Raw genomic sequence first — 19656 nt, forward strand, 5'->3', positions numbered from 1 at the left:
ACGGCACATGGCAAACCTGACCCCCTCGTTCGAGGATTTCGAGGCCGGATACACGGCCGGCAAATCGCAGCTGGTCTATGCCCGGCTCGCCGCCGACCTCGACACGCCGGTCAGCCTGATGCTGAAACTCGCCGAGGCGCGCAAGGACAGCTTCATGCTGGAATCGGTGACCGGCGGCGAGGTGCGCGGTCGCTTTTCGGTGGTGGGCATGAAGCCCGACCTGATCTGGGAATGCCGCGGCACGTCCAGCCGCATCAACCGGCAGGCGCGCTTCGACGTTTCCGCCTTCGAGGATCTCGACGGCGCCCCCCTCGACACCCTGCGCGCGCTGATCGCCGAAAGCCGCATCGACATGCCCGAGGACCTGCCGCCCATCGCCGCCGGCCTTTTCGGGTATCTGGGCTACGACATGATCCGCCTGGTCGAACGCCTGCCCGACGCCAACCCCGACCCGCTGGGCCTGCCCGACGCAGTGATGATGCGCCCCTCGGTGGTGGCGGTGCTCGACGGGGTGAAGGGCGAGGTGACACTGGTGGCGCCCGCCTGGGCGGGCTCGGGGCTCTCGGCGCGCGCCGCCTACGCGCAGGCCGCCGAACGGGTGATGGACGCGCTCAGGGATCTCGACCGCGCGGTGCCCGCGGCCAGCCGCGAGATGGGCGAGGCCGCCGAGGTCGGCGAGGCGCGGTCGAATTTCACCAAGGCGGGCTACTTGGACGCCGTCGAAAAGGCCAAGGACTACATCCGCGCTGGCGACATCTTCCAGGTGGTCCCCGCCCAGCGCTGGGCACAGGCCTTCCCGCTGCCGCCCTTCGCGCTCTACCGCTCGCTGAGGCGCACCAACCCCTCGCCCTTCATGTTCTTCTTCAATTTCGGCGGCTTCCAGGTGGTGGGCGCCTCGCCCGAGATCCTCGTGCGGCTCAGCGGGCGCGAGGTGACGATCCGGCCCATCGCCGGCACGCGGCCCCGCGGCGCCACCCCGGAAGAGGACCGCGCGCTCGAGGCCGACCTGCTGGCCGACGCCAAGGAACGCGCCGAGCACCTGATGCTGCTCGACCTGGGCCGCAACGACGTGGGCCGCGTGGCGAAGATCGGCACCGTGCGCCCGACCGAGGAATTCGTGATCGAGCGGTATTCCCACGTCATGCACATCGTGTCGAACGTGGTGGGCGAGATCTCGGACGACCACGACGCACTCTCGGCGCTGCTCGCCGGCCTGCCCGCCGGCACCGTCTCGGGTGCCCCCAAGGTCCGCGCGATGGAGATCATCGACGAGCTGGAGCCGGAAAAGCGCGGCGTCTACGGCGGCGGCGTGGGCTATTTCGCCGCCAATGGCGACATGGACATGTGCATCGCGCTGCGCACCGCCGTGGTCAAGGATCAGACGCTCTACATCCAGGCCGGCGGCGGCGTCGTCTACGACAGCAACGCCGAGGCCGAATGGCAGGAGACGGTCAACAAGTCCCGCGCGCTCAGGAAGGCCGCCGAAGAGGCCGGCCTCTTCGTCCACCGCTCCGGCAACTGACCGGCCGCCCGCGACAGCGCGCGCCCGCTCTGGCCTCGCCCCGTCCCTCTGCGCTGGCCGCTCCCAAGCCTTCCGGCCGAGACCGGGCAAAGCCCGCAGCAGATACCGCCGCGACCGTCGCCCCGCCCTTCTTCTGGCCTCAAATATCCCGGGGGGGCCGCCCGGCATCGGGCGGCGGGGGCAGCGCCCCCGGTGGCGCCTACCGCCCGCCCGCGTCGTCGGGGTCGGCAAGGATCGCCGAGATCGGCACCAGCGCCACCTCGCGCGCCTTGTCCTCCTGCGCCCAGGAATAAAGCGCGGCGACGGTCTCGGCATAGCTGTGGCCGACCATCACCACGGCCCCGTCCTGCGCGGCCTGAAAGACGGCCCGGTCGAGATAGCGGCGGATCTTGGGACTGGCCTCGCGCTCGGCGTCGAGGCTGCGATAGACGGTGGTGGCAGGCACCCCCGCCCGCGACGCCAGCTGTTGGGCGCTGTTGAGGCCGCGATCGTAGGTGATCAGCCCATGGCCGGTGTCGTTGAGCAGGCTGACGAGCTGGCGCATCGCCGCCCGGTTCGACTGCAGGCCGGCCTCGGCCGGATCCATCACCGCAACGGTTTCCGACAAGACCGAAAGGTGGCGCGTCATCGCCACCTCGACATCCTTGGGCTCTGCGTCCTTCGGCAGGCCGGTGGCCAGCGCCACCACCTCGTAGCCCGCCGCGCGGTAGGCTGCCATCGCCTCGGCCGCGTCGGGGCGGGTCGGATCGACGGCGAAGGTAACCGGGAAGGCGAATGTCGTGAGCGACGCCCGGTCGAGCCCCTCGGCCCCCGCGTCGATCATCACGATGGAAAAGAGCGGCCGCGCGCCCGGCGCTTCGACGGGCGTGGCGAAGCGGGCCAGTGCCCCCGCCTCGGCCATGGCCTCGGCCGCCGCTGCCGGATCGGCCTCTTCGGGGGCGGACTCCGGCTCGGGCGTGGCGGTGATGCTGGGCAGGCGGTTGATGCGGACGCCCGTTGCCTCGGCCGCCTGCTCGGCATCGGCCGCCTGCTCGGCGGTGTCTTCTGCCGCGGCGGCGGGTGCGGGCGCCGGGCCGCCGGTGCGGTCGACAACGACGGGGGCGGTGTCGGCGGACGGAGCACCGGGGCCAAGCGCGCCCGGGGTGGGCAGAACGGGTTCTTCGCCCTCCGGGCCGGCGGGCGCGGCACCGGGCAGGTCGGGCGCGGTCAGCGCGCCGGGGCTGTCGGCGGCGGCAAGCGGGGTGCTGGCCGGGGCGGTGTCGGGCCGCGGCGGCTGGGCCGCATCGTCGACGGGGCGGGCCATGCCGGGGGCATCTCCGCCCGTTCCCGGCCCGGGTTCGGCCGCGGGTGCCTGCGCGGGCATGTCCGGCGGCGGGCGGTTGAATTCCGACCCCGCCGGCAGGTCGATCGCGGTTTCGACGGTGGTGCCCGGCACGTCCGCATCCGGCGGCGCCGCGTCCGGGACGGACGCGGCCTCTGGACTGGCAGGCGCGGCCGCGGGCGTGTCCGGTTCGGCCTCTGGCGCGGCGGTCTCGGGCTCGGGCGCGGCGGTCTCGGGCTCCGGCGCAACTGCATCGGCGTCCGGCGTTGCCGTCTCGGGCTCCGGCACGTCGGCCGTTCTCTCGGGCTCGCGCGCGGCGGGCGTTGTCTGGGTCTCTGGGGCTACGGGTGTTGCCGCGGGCGTGTCAGACGCCGCCGGCGGCGTGTCAGGCGCGGCGCGGCCGGCCTCGGCCTCGGCGGTTTCGACGGGGGCCGGCTGCGTGTCGCGCACCATGGATTCGCCGCCGCCCGGCGGCGCCGCGGGCGGCAACGCCAGAGTTACCGCGATCAGCCCGGCCACAACCGCGCCGGTACCCCAGATTATTCCGTTCAGAAACCCCCTGCTCACGGTTGCCTCCTGATGTGTTCGTTGCCCTGCGGCGTCTTCTGCGCCCGGCACCGCCTGCCCTTGACCCCGGCAGGCCGCTCCGTCCATGTATAGCCCGACCGGAGTTCGGGTTCACCCCTCAAATGCGCAAAGGCGCGCAAGTCATGCTGCTACTGATCGATAATTACGACAGCTTCACCTATAACCTGGTTCATTATCTGGGGGAGTTGGGCACCAATGCCAAGGTGGTCCGCAACGATGCGTTGAACGTGCAGGAGGCGATGGCGCTGCGCCCCTCGGCCATCGTGCTCTCGCCCGGGCCGTGCGATCCGTCGCAGGCCGGGATCTGCCTGGCGTTGACCGGGGCCGCGGCCGAGACCGGCACGCCGCTGTTGGGCGTCTGCCTCGGGCACCAGACCATCGGCGAGGCGTTCGGCGGCCGGGTCGTGCGCGCGGGCGACATCGTGCATGGCAAGATGGGCATCATCGAACATGACGGAACGGGGGTCTTCGCCGGCCTGCCCTCGCCCTTCGCGGCCACGCGCTACCATTCGCTGATCGTCGAACGCGAAAGCCTGCCGGACTGCCTGGAGGCCAATGCCTGGCTCGCCGATGGCACGATCATGGGGCTGCGCCACAAGACGCTGCCGATCCACGGGGTGCAGTTCCACCCCGAAAGCATCGCCTCGGAACACGGGCACAAGCTGCTGAAGAACTTCCTCGATCTGGTGAAGGAGCCGGCATGAGCGACGCGCTGAAACCCCTGATCGGCGCCGCCGCCGACCGCCCGCTGACCCGCAACGAGGCCGAGGCGGCCTTTGAGACGCTGTTCGAGGGCGAGGCGACGCCGAGCCAGATGGGCGGCCTGTTGATGGCGCTCAGGACGCGGGGCGAGACGGTGGACGAGTTCGCCGCCGCGGCGAAGGTGATGCGCGCGAAGTGCCGCAAGGTCGCCGCCCCCGCAGGCGCGATGGACATCGTCGGCACCGGCGGCGACGGCAAGGGCACGCTGAACATCTCGACCGCCACGGCCTTCGTGGTGGCCGGGGCCGGCGTGCCGGTGGCCAAGCACGGAAACCGCAACCTCTCGTCCAAGTCGGGCGCGGCCGACGCGTTGGGCCAGATGGGCATCAACGTGATGGTCGGCCCCGAGGTGGTGGAAACCGCGCTCAAGGAGGTCGGGATCGGCTTCATGATGGCGCCCATGCACCACCCGGCGATGGCCCATGTCATGCCCACCCGGACCGAGCTGGGCACGCGCACGATCTTCAACATCCTCGGCCCGCTGACCAACCCGGCCGGGGTCAAGCGCCAGCTTACGGGGGCGTTCACCCGCGCGCTGATCCGGCCGATGGCCGAGACGCTGGGCGCGCTGGGCTCCGAGGTGGCGTGGCTGGTCCATGGCAGCGACGGGACCGACGAGATCTCCATCGCGGGCATTACCTACGTGGCGATGCTGGAGGGGGGCGAGGTCAGCGAGCGCGAGCTGCACCCCGAAGAGGCCGGCTTGCCCGAGCACCCGTTCGACGCGATCCTCGGCGGCACGCCCGAACACAACGCGCGGGCCTTCGGCGCGCTGCTGGATGGCGAGCCCTCGGCCTACCGCGACGCGGTGCTGCTGAACGCCGCCGCCGCGCTGGTGGTGGCGGGACGCGCCAAGACCCTGCCGGAAGGCGTTGAAATCGCTTCGGAAAGCATCGACAGCGGCGCGGCCAGGGCCAAGGTCGAGGGGCTGGCCAAGATCACATCGGAGGCGGCATGACCGGCACCATTCTCGACAAGATCAAGGCCTACAAGCTGGACGAGCTCGCCGCCGACAAGGCCGCGGTGCCGCTGTCGGAGGTCGAGGCCGCGGCCAAGGCCGCGCCCCCTGTGCGGGGCTTTGCCGACGCGCTGCACAATGCCTCGGCCACAGGCTATGGCCTGATCGCCGAGATAAAGAAGGCGAGCCCGTCCAAGGGCCTGATCCGCGAAGATTTCGACCCGCCGGCGCTGGCGCGGGCCTACCAGGCCGGCGGCGCCACATGCCTCAGCGTACTGACCGACACGCCGTCCTTCCAGGGGGCGAAAGAGTTTCTCACCGCCGCGCATGACGCCGTGGCGCTGCCCTGTTTGCGCAAGGATTTCATGTACGACCCCTACCAGGTGGCCGAGGCCCGCGCGCTGGGGGCCGATTGCATCCTGATCATCATGGCCTCCGTCTCAAACGCGCAGGCGGCCGAGCTGGAGCAGGCCGCGGCAAGCTGGGGGATGGACGCGCTGATCGAGGTGCATGACGGCGAAGAGCTGGAGCGCGCCCTTGATCTGAAATCGGGCTTGATCGGGATAAACAACCGCAATCTCAAGACTTTCGAGACCACCCTTGAGACGACGCGCACGCTGGCCCCGCGAGTGCCCGAGGGGCGGCTCGTGGTTTCGGAAAGCGGGCTTTACACCCCCGGCGACCTCGCCGAGATGGCCCGGCACGGGGTGCGGACCTTCCTGATCGGCGAAAGCCTGATGAGGCAGGCGGACGTGGCCGGGGCGACACGCGCCCTCCTGGCCGACCCGCTGGGCGCCGGGGCCGCGTGATGGCCGACCTCACCCATTTCGACGGCAAGGGCGACGCCCACATGGTCGACGTCTCCGACAAGCCCGCCACCGCGCGCGTCGCGGTGGCCGAGGGCTATGTGCAGATGGCGCCCGAGACGCTGACCCAGATCACCGAGGGCCGCGCCAAGAAAGGCGACGTGCTGGGCGTGGCGCGGCTGGCCGGCATCATGGGCGCCAAGAAGACCGCCGATCTGATCCCGCTTTGCCACCCGCTGCCGATCACCAAGGTGGCGGTCGAGTTGACCGCCGACCCCGCCCTGCCCGGCATCCGCATCGAGGCCACGGTCAAGACCGCCGGCCAGACCGGAGTGGAAATGGAGGCGCTGACCGCCGTTTCCACCACGGCGCTGACGCTTTACGACATGGTCAAGGCGGTGGAAAAATCCATGACCATCGGCGGCATCCGCCTGGTGCTGAAAGACGGCGGAAAATCGGGCCGTTACGAGGCGCCGAAATGATTACAGTCGAAGAGGCGCTGGCGCGCGTCTTCGCCCTCGTCGCGCCGCTCGACACCGAGGAGGTGGCGCTGGCCGAGGCCGCCGGGCGCGTGCTGGCCCGCCCCGTCACGGCCACGCGCACCCAGCCCCCGTTCGCCGCCTCCGCGATGGACGGCTACGCGGTCCGCGCCGCCGACGCGGCGCCGGGCGCGCGGCTCAGCGTTGTCGGGACGGCCGCCGCCGGGCACGGCTTTGCCGGCATCATCGGCCCCGGACAGGCCGCGCGCATCTTCACCGGCGCGCCCCTGCCCGAAGGCGCCGACCGGGTGGTTATCCAGGAAAACGTGCAGGCCGAGGGCGCTACGATCACCCTGGGCGGCACGGCCGATGCGCCGTCCAACGTGCGCGCGGCGGGGTCCGATTTCGAGGTGGGAGAGAGCGTGGCCGCGCCGCGGCGCCTGCGCGCCGCCGACCTCGCGCTTATGGCCGCGATGAACCTGCCAACCCTGCCTGTCACCCGCAAACCCGAGGTCGCGCTGATCGCCACCGGTGACGAGTTGGTGATGCCGGGCGAGGCCCCGGGGCCGGACCAGATCATCGCCTCCAACGCCTTTGGCCTGAAGGCGATGGTCGAGGCCGCCGGGGGCACGGCGCGCATCTTGCCGATCGCGCGCGATACCATGGCCTCGCTGAAGACCGTGTTCGGCCTCGCCGAGGGCGCCGACCTCGTGGTCACCATCGGCGGCGCCTCGGTCGGCGATCACGACCTTGTCGCCCAGGCCGCGGCCGAACTGGGCATGGAGCAGGCGTTCTACAAGGTCGCCATGCGGCCCGGAAAACCGCTGATGGCCGGGCGCCTGGGCACGGCCGCCATGATCGGGCTGCCGGGCAACCCGGTCTCGGCGCTGGTCTGCGGCCATATCTTCTTGATCCCGGCGATCCGCAAGATGCTGGGCCTGGGCGAGGCACCCGCGCCGCGGCGCGAGGGGGTGCTGGCCGCCGATGTCGCCGCCAACGGACCGCGGGAGCATTACGTGCGCGCGCGCCTGACCGAGGCGGGGCTGGTGCCGTTCGACAGCCAGGACAGCGCGCTCTTGTCGATCCTGTCTGAGGCGCGCGCGCTCGTCATCCGGCCCCCCGGTGACGGGCCGCGCCGGGCGGGCGAACGCGTTCAGTATCTGCCCCTTTGACCGCCACGGTTGACACAAAACGGGAACATGACTAGAACATGGGCGAACACGTGTGCCGTGACGGAGCCGCCCATGCTGACGCGCAAACAACTCGACCTGCTGGAATTCATCCATAAACGCATGCAAAAAGACGGCGTGCCGCCGTCCTTCGACGAGATGAAGGACGCGCTGGACCTGCGGTCGAAATCGGGCATCCACCGGTTGATCACGGCACTGGAAGAGCGCGGATTCATCCGCCGGCTGGCCCACCGCGCCCGCGCCATCGAGATCGTCAAGCTGCCCGAGGCGATGGAGGCCCGCGGCTTTGCCCCCAGGGTGATCGAGGGCGACGGCCCCGCCGCCCCGCCGCCGGGCGCCATGCCTGTGGAAGCCGTGCACGCCATGGAACTGCCGGTGATGGGCCGCATCGCCGCGGGCACCCCGATCGAGGCGATCAGCCAGGTGTCGCACAACGTGGCCGTGCCGGGCAGCATGCTGTCGGGTCAGGGCCGGCATTACGCGCTCGAGGTCAAGGGCGATTCGATGATCGAGGCGGGCATCAATGACGGCGACGTGGTCGTGATCCGCGAACAGGCCACCGCCGAAAACGGCGAGATCGTCGTGGCCCTGGTCGAGGGGCACGAGGCCACGCTGAAGCGGTTTCGCCGCAAGGGCGACATGATCGCGCTGGAGGCCGCCAACCCGGCCTACGAGACGCGCATCCTGCGCAGCGACCAGGTGACCGTGCAGGGCCGGCTGGTGGGGCTGATCCGCAGCTACTGAGCCGGGCGTGTCCACAGACGGTCGCCGGCCTGCGCGCGGGCGGCCACGGTGCGCAGCCCAGCGCCCTCGGGATAGATCGCCAACGCTCCGCTTTGCGCCAACGCGGCGCTGTCCAGCACCGTGCAGGCCGCGCCAGGCGGGGCCTCGGCCGCGCGCCCCACGATCAGCACGGCCCCGTCCCGGCAGGACGACGCGAGCCGCTCTTGCCAGCCCCGGCCGGCAATCTGGATCACGTTCAGCCCCCCGATGCGCGCCGCGCCGCCCGGCAGGCCGGCGCGCGCCGCCGCTGCTTCTTGCGTGGCGAGGTCGCCGTCGTTCTCCAGCCAACTGCGTGCGACGAAGCCACTGCCCCGGCCATTGCTGAGCGCGCGCCCCTGCCCGGTCATCACGCCGATCAGCCGTCCGCTTTCGGCGACCAGCAGCGGCGGCCGCTCGGCCCCCGACCAAAGCACGAAAGCCGCGGCCACCGGCACCAGGCCGCCCCAGCGCGCCCGCCCCTGCCAGAGCATCAGCCAGAGCATCCCGCCGCTGATCAGCGGCAGCACCGCACGGCCCGGCGCCATGACCGGCCAGACAGCGCCGTCCATGCCCGCCACGCGGTCGGCCACCCCAAGGATCCAGCCCAGCCCCAGCCCCATGGGCACAAGCCCCAGCGCCTCGAGCCCAAGCGGGGACAACAGCCCCGCCAGCACCGCCGAGGGGATCACCACCGCGCCCATCAGCGGCACCGACAAGAGGTTGGCCAACAGCCCGTACTGCGCCATCTGGTTGAAATGCGCCGCCCCGAAGGGCGCCGTGGCCGCCCCGGCCACCGCCGAAGAGACCACCAGCGCCATCGGTGCGCGAGCCCAGCGCGGCGGGTGCCACCGCCCGCCGGGCGCGTCGCGCAGCACGGCGAAGACCGCCACCAGCGCCGTGGTGGCCGCAAAGGACATCTGGAACCCCGCCTGCGTCAGGCTTTCCGGCGCGCGTACCAGCACGATCAGCGCGGCCAGCGCCACCGCGCGCAGCGTCAGCGCGCGGCGGTCGGCCAGCACCGCGCCCAGCACCACGGCGACCATCACGAAGGCCCGCTGGGTAGCCACGTTGCCGCCGGCCAGCGCCAGGTAGCCGGCCCCGACCGCCAGCGCCCCCAGCGCCGCGATCCGCTTGACCGGCACGCGCAACGCCAGCGGCGGGATCATTGCCAGCCCGTAGCGCAGCGCGGCGAAAACGAAACCGGTCAAAAGCCCCATGTGCAGCCCCGAGATCGCCAGCAGATGGGCAAGGTTGGAGTGGCGCAGATCGTCCAGCGTCTCGCGCGCGATGGCCGAGCGGTCGCCGGTCAGGATCGCCGCGGCAACCGCCCCGCGCGCGCCCGGCATCCGCTCGCGCAGCGCCTCTGACAGCGCCATGCGCCAGCGCGCGACGACAAGTGCCGGGCCCTTTGCGGGCGGGGCCAGCGCCAGCATCGGCGCGCGGGTGTAGCCTACCGCGCCCAGCCGCTGAAACCACGCATGGCGGCGAAAATCGAACCCCCCGGGCTCGGCCGGGGCGGCGGGCGGTGAAAGATGCGCCGTGGCCATCACGCGCGTGCCGGGCACCGGGGCGGTCAGCCCCAGGCTGCCGTGCAGCGACAGGCGTACCCGCGCGGGCGTGCGGGCGGGGTCGACCCCTTGCAGCCAGACACGGTCCAACGTGACCCGTGGCGCGTCCGACAGCGACCGGTCGAGCGCGACCACGCGGCCCGCCACGCCGCCGTAAAACCGGTGCTCCAGCACCGGGGCGGCCACGAGATGCGCGCGCGCCCCCGCCAGGGCCAGCCCGGCCAGCACCAGCGCCAGCCCGGCCAGGGCCGGCCCGGCGCCCGCGGCCCAGCGCCAGGCCCCCAGGCCCAATGCCGCCGCGCCCCAAGCGGCGGCCCAGAGCGCCCATACGGGCGGCTCGGCCCCCAGCGCGAAATAGGCCCCGATGCCCAGGCCCAGCATCACCGGCGCCCAGGGAAAGAGGTGCCCCCGCTGGGCCTGAAGCGCGCGGAACGGATGCAAGCTTGTCCTCCCGCCGGCGATTGCCTAGACAGGCGCCGACGTTATCCCCCGCATGGTTTCCAAAAGGTTAAGGCTGATGACCGAGGCCCCCGTCACCCGTTTCGCCCCCTCGCCCACGGGCTATCTGCATATCGGCGGCGCGCGCACGGCGCTGTTCAACTGGCTCTACGCCCGCGGGCGCGGCGGCAAGTTCCTGCTCAGGATCGAGGATACCGACCGGGCGCGTTCGACCCCCGAGGCGACCGAGGCGATCCTCAAGGGGCTGGCCTGGCTGGGGCTCGACTGGGACGGCGACCCGGTCAGCCAGTTCGCCCGCGCCGGCCGTCACGCCGAGGTCGCGCAAGAGATGCTGGCGGCAGGCCACGCCTATAAATGCTTTGCCACGCAGGAGGAAATCGCCGCCTTCCGCGAGGCCGCCAAGGCCGAGGGCCGCTCGACCCTCTACCAGAGCCCCTGGCGCGACGCAGACCCCGCGACCCACCCGGACGCGCCTTACGTGGTGCGGCTCAAGGCGCCGCGCGAAGGGGCGACCGTGATCCGGGATCAGGTGCAGGGCGACGTGACCTGGGGCAACGACCAGCTGGACGACATGGTTCTGTTACGGTCCGACGGCACACCGACCTACATGCTGGCCGTCGTCGTCGATGACCATGATATGGGCGTGACCCATGTGATCCGGGGCGACGACCACCTGGCCAATGCCGCGCGCCAGATGCAGATCTATCGCGCCATGGGCTGGGAGGTGCCGATCTGGGCGCATATCCCGCTGATTCACGGCCCCGACGGCAAGAAGCTTTCAAAGCGCCACGGCGCGCTCGGGGTCGAGGAATACCAGGCGATGGGTTACCCGTCGGCCGGGATGCGCAATTACCTGGCGCGGCTCGGCTGGTCGCATGGCGACGACGAGTTTTTCAGCGACGACCAGGCGAAGGCTTGGTTCGGCTTCGACGGCATCGGCAAATCGCCGGCCCGGTTCGACTTCAAGAAACTGGAAAACCTCTCGGGCCAGCATTTCGCGGCGATGGAGGATGCTGCGCTGCTGCACGAGCTTGACGCCTATCTTGCCGCCACTGGGGCGCCAGCCCTGACCGAGGCCCAGAAAGGCGGGCTGGCCAAGGCGCTGCCCCTATTGAAAGGCGGCGTGAAGACATACCCACAACTTATTGAAAAAGCTAATTTCATACTCTCTAGCCGCCCGATTGTGCCGGACGAGAAATCGGCCAAGGCACTCGATGATGTATCCCGTGGTATACTGAGTGAATTGACGCCGCATCTGCAAAATGCTAGCTGGACGCGTGACGCGCTCGAAGCGGCGGTGGCAGAGGTGGCAGAGGCCCATGGGCTGAAGCTGGGAAAGCTGGCGCAGCCGCTTCGTGCCGCACTCGCCGGGCGAACCGTATCGCCCAGCGTTTTCGATATGATGCTCGTCATCGGCCGGGAAGAGACTCTCGCCCGGCTGGCTGACGCCCAGGGCTAAGGCCGTCGCCGAAAGCCCCGCACGCCACCGACCGGCGCCGCGTACGGGAGCGCGGCCCGGTCTCTCGTCAACAAGAGGGACTTTCATGGCTGACAGCACGAAAACCGCAACGCTGACCCTGGGCAACACCTCCATCGAGCTGCCGGTTTACAGCCCCACCGCCGGGCCGGATGTGATCGATATCCGCAAGCTTTACGGGCAGATGGGCGTGTTCACCCACGATCCGGGCTTCACCTCGACCTCGTCCTGCGAAAGCGCGATCACCTTTATCGACGGCGACGAGGGCGAGCTGTTGCACCGCGGCTACCCGATCGACCAGCTTGCCGAGAAATCGCACTTTCTCGAGGTCTGCTACCTGCTGCTTTACGGCGAGTTGCCGACCGCCCCGCAGCTTGAAGATTTCGAAAGCCGCGTCACCCGCCACACCATGGTGCACGAGCAGATGCATCGCTTCTTCACCGGGTTCCGGCGCGACGCGCACCCGATGGCGGTGATGGTGGGCGTGGTGGGCGCGATGTCGGCCTTCTACCACGACAGCACCGACATCTCGGACCCCTGGCAGCGCGAGGTCGCCTCGATCCGGCTGATCGCCAAGATGCCGACGATCGCGGCGATGGCCTATAAATACACCATCGGCCAGCCCTTCGTTTATCCGCGCAACGACCTGGACTATGCGTCGAACTTCCTGCGCATGTGTTTTGCCGTGCCGGCCGAGGAATACGAGGTCGACCCGATCCTGACCCGCGCGATGGACCGCATCTTTACCCTGCACGCCGACCACGAGCAGAACGCCTCGACCTCGACGGTGCGCCTGGCGTCCTCCTCGGGCGCGAACCCCTTCGCCTGCATCGCCGCCGGCATCGCCTGTCTCTGGGGGCCCGCCCATGGCGGCGCCAACCAGGCCTGCCTGGAGATGCTGCGCGAGATCGGGTCGGTCGACCGCATCCCCGAATTCATCGACCGCGCCAAGGACAAGGACGATCCGTTCCGCCTGATGGGCTTCGGCCACCGGGTCTACAAGAATTTCGACCCGCGGGCCAAGGTGATGAAACAATCCGCCGACGAGGTGCTCGATCTTCTCGGAATCGAGGACAACGAGACCCTGAAGGTCGCGATGGAGCTGGAGAAGATCGCGCTGGAAGACGACTTTTTCGTTCAGAAAAAGCTCTATCCCAACGTCGATTTCTACTCGGGCATCATCCTTGACGCGATGGGCTTTCCGACCTCGATGTTCACGCCGATCTTCGCGCTGTCGCGCACGGTCGGATGGATTTCCCAGTGGAAGGAAATGATCTCGGACCCGACGATGAAGATCGGCCGGCCGCGGCAGCTTTATACCGGCGAGACCAAGCGCGACTACGTGGACGTCGAAGACCGGTAAGCCGAACATCGGCGCCGCGTTAGACCACCCGGCGCCGCTGCACGACCTGGGCCGGCACCGTCATGCAGACGGGCCGGCCCATTTGCATTTTGCGCTTGGCCGTGCGGGCACGGTGCGGGGCGCGGAATGCCGCAGGGCCAATTCTTGACGAAAATACTTGGGTACGCCTACCCTCTGTTTGCAGGTCCTCCAAGCCATATGCCAGGCGGCTGCAGCCGACACCGGAAACCGGCCCGGCGAAAGGGCCTCCGGAACGGTGATCTGGATCAAGGCGGGCGACCCGAAATCGCGCATTCTGCCCCGAACGCGGGGGGCTAGGCGGAGGGGCACCGCAGAACAGGAAACAGGATCAGGCGATGAGACGTGGGTTTTTCGGGCATAAAGGCTGGGGCAAGAAGCGTCATGGCCACGGGCACGCCAACGGGCACGGGCACGAGGCGGTCCAGGAGGTCTGTGCCGCCTGCCCCGTGGTGCCCAGCCTGAACGATACCGCGCCGGGCCAGACCTGCCGCATCCGCCGGCTGTGCGGCTGCGGCCCGGTGCGCCAGCGCCTGCTCGACCTCGGGCTTCAGCCCTGCCGAGAGGTGACGGTGATCCGCTCGGCCCCCCTGCGCGACCCGATAGAGCTGCGGGTCGGCGACAGCTTCATCGTGCTGCGCCGCCGCGAGGCCGCCCAGGTGGAGATCGACAATGTCTGACACAGCCGGGCCGGTATCGCGCCTGGTTGCCCTGGCGGGTCAGCAGAACGCCGGCAAATCGACGCTGTTCAACATGCTCACGGGCATGACGCAGCATATTGCGAACTATCCCGGCGTGACCGTCGACAAGAAATCGGGCCGCTACGAGCACGGCGGCCAAACGGTCGAAGTGGTCGACCTGCCCGGCTGCTACTCGCTGACCGCCTTTTCGCTGGAAGAGCGCGTCGCGCGCGCCTTCCTGCTGGACGATCGCCCCGACGTGGTGGTCAACGTGCTGGACGCGTCGAACCTGCGCCGCGGTCTGCCGCTGACCTTTCAGTTGCTCGAGATGGGCTTTCCCGTCGTCGTCGCGCTCAACATGATGGACGTGGCCGAGAGCCACGGGCTAGAGATCGAAATCGCCGCGCTGGAGCGCCGGCTCTGCGTGCCGGTGGTGCCGGTGGTGGGGCGCAAGGGGCTGGGGGCCGACGCGCTGCGCGCGGCCATCGCCGCGGCGCACGATACCCGCCCGGCCACGCTGAACTATGGCGCACTCGAACCGGCGGTTCAGGACATGCAGGCCGCACTGGCCGAAGAGGCCGCGCTCAAGGACATCTCGGCGCGCTGGATGGCGGTCAAGCTGTTGGAGGACGATGCCGAGGCCAAGCGCCTGGTGTCGGACCGGCTGGACAACCCCCACCCGCTGCTCGACCGCGCCCACCGCCTGCGCGCCGCGGCGCCGGGCGAGATCAGCGCCGCCGACCGGGTCAGCGCGGCGCGCGACGGGCTGGCGGCCGATATCGTGGCCACCTGCATCACCGCAACCCGCGCCGGCCATGTGCCGCTGTCAGAACGGATCGACCGCTTCTTGCTGCATCCCTGGCTCGCGCCGGTCTTCCTGGTGGCGGTGATCTGGGCGATCTACCAGTTGTCGATCGTGCAGGGCTATCGGCTGACCGAGGTGACTTGGCCGCTGCTTGCGGGCTTTCGCGACTTCACCGGCTCGGTCCTGCCCGATGCGGGTTTCCTGCACGACCCGCAAATGCGCGCCATGGGGCTGTGGATGGTGGATGCAGCCAACACGCTGCTCAACTACGTGCCGATCTTCCTGATCCTCTTCGCGCTCATCGCGATTCTGGAGGATTCGGGCTATATGGCGCGGATCGCCTTCATCCTCGACCGGGCGCTGCACCGGTTCGGCCTGCACGGGCAATCGACCCTGCCCTTCATCTTGGCGGGCGTCTTCGCGGGCGGTTGCGCCGTGCCCGGCGTCGCGGCGACCAAGGGCATCCCCGACGCCCGCGCGCGGATGGCCACGATCCTGACCGTGCCTTTCATGAACTGCATGGCCAAGATCCCGCTCTACACGCTCTTGATCAACATCTACTTCCCCGAAACCAAGGGCCTGATGCTGTTCTACCTGTCCACCCTGACGGTGATCGCGGCGATGCTGATCGCCAAGCTCTTGACCGTCTCGGTGCTGCGGCACGAAGAGACCGCGCCCTTCGTGATGGAACTGCCCAACTATCACCTGCCGACGCTCTCGGGTGTGTTGCGCCGGGCCGTCGACCGGACCTGGCTTTACATCAAGAAGGTGGGCACGGTGGTGGTGGCCATCGCGGTGGTGATCTACGTCTTGCTGCAATTCCCCGGCGTGCCGGCCGAACGGCAGGTGGCCTACCAGGACCGCGCCGAGGCCGCGATCGCCCGGTTCTACGACACGCTCGAGGGCAGCGCACAGCGCGCAGCGGTGCCCGATCAGGCCGCGCTGGTCGATCTGGTCAACACCTTCACCGAGCTGCGCGCCACCCAGGACGAGGCAGGCGACCCCGCCGTTTCGCGCGCGCTGGCCGAGCGCGCGGTCGCCCGCCACCCCGCCTATGCGCCCTTCCTTCTGCCCACAGACGCGCCCGGCGCGGGGGACGCGGCCGGCGCGCTGGCGCGGCTCGCTGATGCCCGCATCGCGATCCGGCGCGAGATGCGCAAGGACAAGCTTGAGTCGAGCTTTCTCGGGACCGTCGGCCGCGGGTTGGAGCCGGTGACGCAATTCGCCGATTTCGACTGGAAGATCAACGTCGCACTCCTGGCCTCCTTCGCCGCGCGGGAAAACTCGGTGGCGACGCTTGGTGTGCTGTTCGACCAGGATGACGGGCAGAACCGGACGCTGGAAGAACGCATGGGCGCTGCCCAGGCCGCCGAGGGGCATACCGCGCTGTCTGCGGTCGCGCTGCTGCTGTTTTTCGCGCTCTACCCGCCCTGCCTGGCCACCATGATGATGGTCAAGGTGCAGACCGGCAGCGTGAAGTGGATGGCGTTCTCGATCATCTTTCCCACCCTTCTGGGCCTCGCCGTGGCGAGCGCCGTCTTCACCGCCGGGCGTGTTCTGGGGCTGGGCGGATTGCAGACGATGACCGCCGTCTACCTTCTGACATTGGGCGCGCTGATCGTGGTGGCCCTGCCAAAGCCCTGGGCGCATCTGCCAGCGCCGCGCCCGGTTCCGGGGGACGGATCATGACCGACAGGCCCATTCCCGCCATCGACCTGGGCGCAGAGGCCGGCATCGCCGCCCACGAATACGTACTGATCGGGGTTGCCGTGGCCATCGCGGCGGGCTTTCTCGGGCGCGGGCTGATCCGGCGGCGGCGCGGGGCGGCGCGGGGCTGTTCCGCCTGCCCCGGCTGTTCCGGCGGCGCCAGTTGCCCGATCGTCGAATTGCCCGATCCCGGCGGCAAACCCTAAGCCCGCCTACATGTCGAAAAATACCGTCTCGCCCGCACCTTGCAGGCGAATGTCAAAGCGGTAGCGGCCGTCGCCGGTCTTCTTGGCGATCAGGGTGTCGACCCTCGGGCGCTGTTCGATGCGCGCCAGAACCGGGTCGTCGCCGTTCGCCTCGTCCTCGAAATAGATCCGCGACTGAAGCCCGGTATTGATACCCCGCGCCACGATCCAGAGCACGATATGCGGCGCCTGCCACCCGCCGCCGCGCATCGGCACCGGGCCCGGCTTGATCGTGCCGAGGCGCCACTCTCCGCTTTCGGGGTCGGCGCAGACGCGGGCCCAGCCCGTCACCTTTGGGTCGGCCCCCTCCTGCCCGGCAAAGCGCCCCGACGCGTCGGCCTGCCAGACCTCGATCACCGCATCGCGCAGCACCCAGCCGGTGCCGTCGGTCACGGTGCCGGTGATCTCGATCACCTCGCCCTCGGCGCCGTCCTGATAGGTCGTCTGCCCGATCTCGTGCTCATAGATGCCGCCGAGCCCCGCATAGGTCGGCGCCGTGCCGATATGGACGTAAGGCCCCGCGGTCTGCGAGGGCGTCTCGGTCAGCGTGTCCAGCTTCTGCACCATCTCACATCCCCTCCAGCTTGTTCTCGAACATGGTCTGCCGGCGCCCCCTGAGAACGATGTCGAACTTGTAGGCCAGGAAATCCATCGGCCGCGCGCGGCCGAGGTCGAGCGGCGCCACCAGCCGGTCGAGCTGGCCGCGGTCCTTGACCGTGTTGGCGATGGGGCAGCGGGCGATCAGCGGGTCGCCCTCGAAATACATCTGGGTGATCAGCCGCTGGCCGAAGCTGTGGCCGAAAACCGAGACGTGAACGTGCATCGGCCGCCATTCGTTGCCCCGGTTGGGCCATGGATAGGCGCCGGGGCGGATCGTGAGGAACTCGTAACACCCGTTCTCGTCGGTGATCGTGCGCCCGCAGCCGCCGAAATTGGGGTCGAGCGGCGCGAAATAGGTGTCCTTGATATGCCGGTATCGCCCGCCCGCGTTGGCCTGCCAGATCTCGATCAGGGTATCGGGCACGGGGCGGGCGTTTTCGTCCAGCACGCGCCCGTGCATCAGGATGCGTTCGCCCACCGCGGGCGCCGCGCCCTTCGTCCAGTTCAGGATCAGGTTGTTGTCGAGCGGCCCGAGGCGCGCATGGCCAAAGCGCGGGCCGGTTTCCTCGCTCGGGGTGCTCTCCATCGAGATCAGCGGCAGATGGGGCGACCGGAACACGCTGGTCTTGTAGTCGGGATCGTAGGCTGGCGGATGGGCGTCGCGGTTGCGCGGGATCAGCGGGCCCAGGTCGCGGGTTGCGGTCATGCCTCGCTCTCCATCTCGGCGAAGGTGTCCTTGGCGATCTTCAGCGCCCGGTTGGCGCGCGGCACGCCGGCATAGATTGCCACGTGCTGAAACGCCTCGGCCACGTCGCGGGGGCTGGCCCCGGTGCGTGCGGTGGCGCGAATGTGCATCGGGATTTCCTCGAAATTCCCGGTCGCGGCCAACAGCGCCAGCGTCAGCATGGACCGTTCGCGCCGCGTGATGGCATCCGACGCCCAGACCGTGCCCCACGCGCCCTCGGTGATGAGCGTCTGGAACGGGTCGTCCAGCTCGGTCCTGGCGGCCTCGGCGCGATCGACATGGGCCTCGCCCAGCACCGCCCGGCGCACCTCCATGCCGCGGGCATATCTGTCGGTCATCTCGTCTCCTCTCGCCCCGCTCAGTAGGGCAGCCCCACGTAGTTTTCGGCCAACGCGCGCTGCGCGGCCTCGCTGTCTCGCAGGAAGGCCAGATCGGCTGCCTGCAACCGCAGGTCGAACGCGCTCTGCTCGGGGAAGCTGTGCAAGAGCGTCGTCATCCACCACGAAAACCGCTGGGTCTTCCACACCCGGGCCAGCGCCCGCCGGGAGTACCCGTCCAGCGCCTCGCGGTCGTTGTCGCGATAATAGCGCACCATCGCCTCGTAGAGGTAATGAATGTCCGAGGCGGCGGTGTTCAGCCCCTTGGCCCCGGTCGGCGGCACGATATGGGCCGCGTCGCCGCACAGAAACAGCCGCCCCCAGCGCATCGGCTCGCACACGAAAGAGCGCAGCGGCGCGATGCTCTTTTCGATCGAGGGGCCGGTGACCAGGCGCTCGGCCACCCGGGCCGGCAGGCGGCGCCTCAGCTCGTCCCAGAACGCCGCATCCGACCAGTCCTCTGCCCGGTCGCTCAGCGGGCATTGCACATAATAGCGGCTGAGCTCGGCGTTGCGCATCGAGCAGAGCGCAAAGCCCCGCTCGGACCTGGCGTAGATGATCTCGTCTTCCACCGGCGGCGTTTGCGAGAGCACCCCGAGCCAGCCGAACGGATAGACCTTTTCGAATTCCTGCCGCACCCTGTCCGGGATCGTCTGGCGCGACACCCCGTGGAACCCGTCGCAGCCGGCAACGAAATCGCAGTCGATCCGGTGATCCGTGCCCTCCTGACGAAATGTGACATACGGCGCATCCGTATCGGCATCGCAGATCGCCACATCCTCGACCTCGAAGCGGGTCTCGCCGCCCGTCGCGTCGCGTGCATCGTAAAGGTCGCGCGTCACTTCGGTCTGGCCGTATACAACGACCGTGTGGCCGGTCAGCGCCTTGAAATCTATGCGGAACAGCGCCTCGCCCGCGGCAATTGCCGCGCCCTCGTGGACCAGCCCCTCGCGCTCCAGCCGCCCGGCCACGCCGGCCTCGTGCATCAAATCGACAAGGCCCCGCTCCAGGACGCCCGCGCGGATGCGCGCCAGCACATAGGCGCGGCTGCGCCGTTCGAGGATCACCGTGTCGATGCCGTGCTTGTGCAAAAGCTGGGCCAGGAGCAGCCCCGAAGGGCCACCCCCCACGATGCAGACCTGGGTTCGCATCGTGTCTCCTCCCTGTTCTCCCGAGGCGAAGACTAGAACTGCTCCAGTTTGGCACGAATGGACGAAAGGCACC

The 19656-nt window shown here is 69.5% G+C and carries 18 protein-coding genes; 12 read left to right on the forward strand and 6 right to left on the reverse strand.

Annotation, left to right across the window (positions count from 1 at the left end; all coding sequences use genetic code 11):
* Positions 1–7 precede the first annotated feature (7 nt).
* Complete coding sequence (trpE, locus tag Ga0609869_RS00460) at positions 8–1522, forward strand: anthranilate synthase component I (RefSeq protein WP_125404018.1); 1515 nt, start codon at positions 8–10, stop codon at positions 1520–1522.
* Between the two features lie 199 nt (positions 1523–1721).
* Here trpE and Ga0609869_RS00465 read toward each other — a convergent pair whose 3' ends face one another.
* Complete coding sequence (locus tag Ga0609869_RS00465; protein WP_125404019.1) at positions 1722–3410, reverse strand: divergent polysaccharide deacetylase family protein; 1689 nt, start codon at positions 3408–3410, stop codon at positions 1722–1724.
* 143 nt (positions 3411–3553) lie between these two features.
* On the opposite strand from Ga0609869_RS00465, the gene Ga0609869_RS00470 reads away from it, so the two are divergent.
* The 6 genes from Ga0609869_RS00470 to lexA all read left to right on the forward strand — a co-directional run bounded on the left by Ga0609869_RS00470 (position 3554) and on the right by lexA (position 8370).
* Positions 3554–4135, forward strand: a complete 582-nt coding sequence (locus Ga0609869_RS00470) for an anthranilate synthase component II (protein ID WP_125404020.1) — start codon at positions 3554–3556, stop codon at positions 4133–4135.
* On the forward strand, positions 4132–5151 hold the full coding sequence (trpD, locus tag Ga0609869_RS00475; RefSeq protein ID WP_125404021.1) for an anthranilate phosphoribosyltransferase: 1020 nt from the start codon (positions 4132–4134) through the stop codon (positions 5149–5151). Before Ga0609869_RS00470 ends, trpD begins: the two co-directional genes overlap by 4 nt.
* Positions 5148–5960: an indole-3-glycerol phosphate synthase TrpC gene (gene trpC / locus Ga0609869_RS00480; protein WP_125404022.1), complete on the forward strand. Its 813-nt coding sequence runs from the start codon at positions 5148–5150 to the stop codon at positions 5958–5960. The genes trpD and trpC overlap by 4 nt, the downstream gene beginning before the upstream one ends.
* Positions 5960–6439: a cyclic pyranopterin monophosphate synthase MoaC gene (moaC, locus tag Ga0609869_RS00485; RefSeq protein WP_125404023.1), complete on the forward strand. Its 480-nt coding sequence runs from the start codon at positions 5960–5962 to the stop codon at positions 6437–6439. The genes trpC and moaC overlap by 1 nt, the downstream gene beginning before the upstream one ends.
* Entirely contained in the window at positions 6436–7608 is a 1173-nt protein-coding gene (locus tag Ga0609869_RS00490; protein ID WP_125404024.1) for a molybdopterin molybdotransferase MoeA, read from the forward strand. The genes moaC and Ga0609869_RS00490 overlap by 4 nt, the downstream gene beginning before the upstream one ends.
* Positions 7609–7680: 72 nt before the next feature.
* Positions 7681–8370, forward strand: coding sequence for a transcriptional repressor LexA (lexA, locus tag Ga0609869_RS00495; protein WP_125404025.1), 690 nt, complete (start codon positions 7681–7683; stop codon positions 8368–8370).
* Here lexA and Ga0609869_RS00500 read toward each other — a convergent pair.
* Positions 8364–10397, reverse strand: a complete 2034-nt coding sequence (locus Ga0609869_RS00500) for a ComEC/Rec2 family competence protein (protein WP_342772207.1) — start codon at positions 10395–10397, stop codon at positions 8364–8366. The two genes, lexA and Ga0609869_RS00500, sit on opposite strands and share 7 nt — an antisense overlap.
* A 76-nt stretch (positions 10398–10473) precedes the next feature.
* On the opposite strand from Ga0609869_RS00500, the gene gltX reads away from it, so the two are divergent.
* The 5 genes from gltX to Ga0609869_RS00525 all read left to right on the forward strand — a co-directional run bounded on the left by gltX (position 10474) and on the right by Ga0609869_RS00525 (position 16671).
* The gene (gene gltX, locus Ga0609869_RS00505; RefSeq protein WP_125404026.1) at positions 10474–11874 is read left to right on the forward strand and encodes a glutamate--tRNA ligase; all 1401 of its coding nucleotides are present in this window, start codon (positions 10474–10476) and stop codon (positions 11872–11874) included.
* Positions 11875–11959: 85 nt separating this feature from the next.
* Complete coding sequence (gltA, locus tag Ga0609869_RS00510; protein ID WP_125404027.1) at positions 11960–13255, forward strand: citrate synthase; 1296 nt, start codon at positions 11960–11962, stop codon at positions 13253–13255.
* Between the two features lie 356 nt (positions 13256–13611).
* A complete protein-coding gene (locus tag Ga0609869_RS00515) occupies positions 13612–13953 on the forward strand; it encodes a FeoA family protein (protein ID WP_125404028.1) in 342 nt (113 codons plus the stop codon).
* Positions 13946–16447 (forward strand): ferrous iron transport protein B, encoded by a 2502-nt coding sequence (feoB, locus tag Ga0609869_RS00520; protein ID WP_125404029.1) that lies wholly within the window; start codon positions 13946–13948, stop codon positions 16445–16447. Before Ga0609869_RS00515 ends, feoB begins: the two co-directional genes overlap by 8 nt.
* The gene (locus Ga0609869_RS00525; RefSeq protein ID WP_125404030.1) at positions 16444–16671 is read left to right on the forward strand and encodes a FeoB-associated Cys-rich membrane protein; all 228 of its coding nucleotides are present in this window, start codon (positions 16444–16446) and stop codon (positions 16669–16671) included. Before feoB ends, Ga0609869_RS00525 begins: the two co-directional genes overlap by 4 nt.
* 6 nt (positions 16672–16677) lie before the next feature.
* Here the strand turns inward: Ga0609869_RS00525 and pcaG are convergent, their stop codons facing one another.
* From pcaG to pobA, 4 genes are read right to left on the reverse strand one after another with little or no spacing between them, the layout of a single operon-like run.
* Positions 16678–17277 carry a protocatechuate 3,4-dioxygenase subunit alpha gene (pcaG, locus tag Ga0609869_RS00530; RefSeq protein ID WP_125404031.1) on the reverse strand — a complete coding sequence of 200 codons (600 nt, stop codon included), beginning with the start codon at positions 17275–17277 and terminating at the stop codon, positions 16678–16680.
* A 1-nt stretch (position 17278) separates the two neighbouring features.
* Entirely contained in the window at positions 17279–18016 is a 738-nt protein-coding gene (gene pcaH, locus Ga0609869_RS00535) for a protocatechuate 3,4-dioxygenase subunit beta (protein WP_125404032.1), read from the reverse strand.
* Positions 18013–18393, reverse strand: coding sequence for a 4-carboxymuconolactone decarboxylase (pcaC, locus tag Ga0609869_RS00540; protein ID WP_125404033.1), 381 nt, complete (start codon positions 18391–18393; stop codon positions 18013–18015). Before pcaC ends, pcaH begins: the two co-directional genes overlap by 4 nt.
* Positions 18394–18413: 20 nt before the next feature.
* A complete protein-coding gene (gene pobA, locus Ga0609869_RS00545) occupies positions 18414–19583 on the reverse strand; it encodes a 4-hydroxybenzoate 3-monooxygenase (protein ID WP_125404034.1) in 1170 nt (389 codons plus the stop codon).
* Between the last annotated feature and the right edge of the window lie 73 nt (positions 19584–19656).

This window comes from Rhodovulum iodosum (genome assembly GCF_041020385.1).
Lineage (GTDB): Bacteria > Pseudomonadota > Alphaproteobacteria > Rhodobacterales > Rhodobacteraceae > Rhodovulum > Rhodovulum iodosum.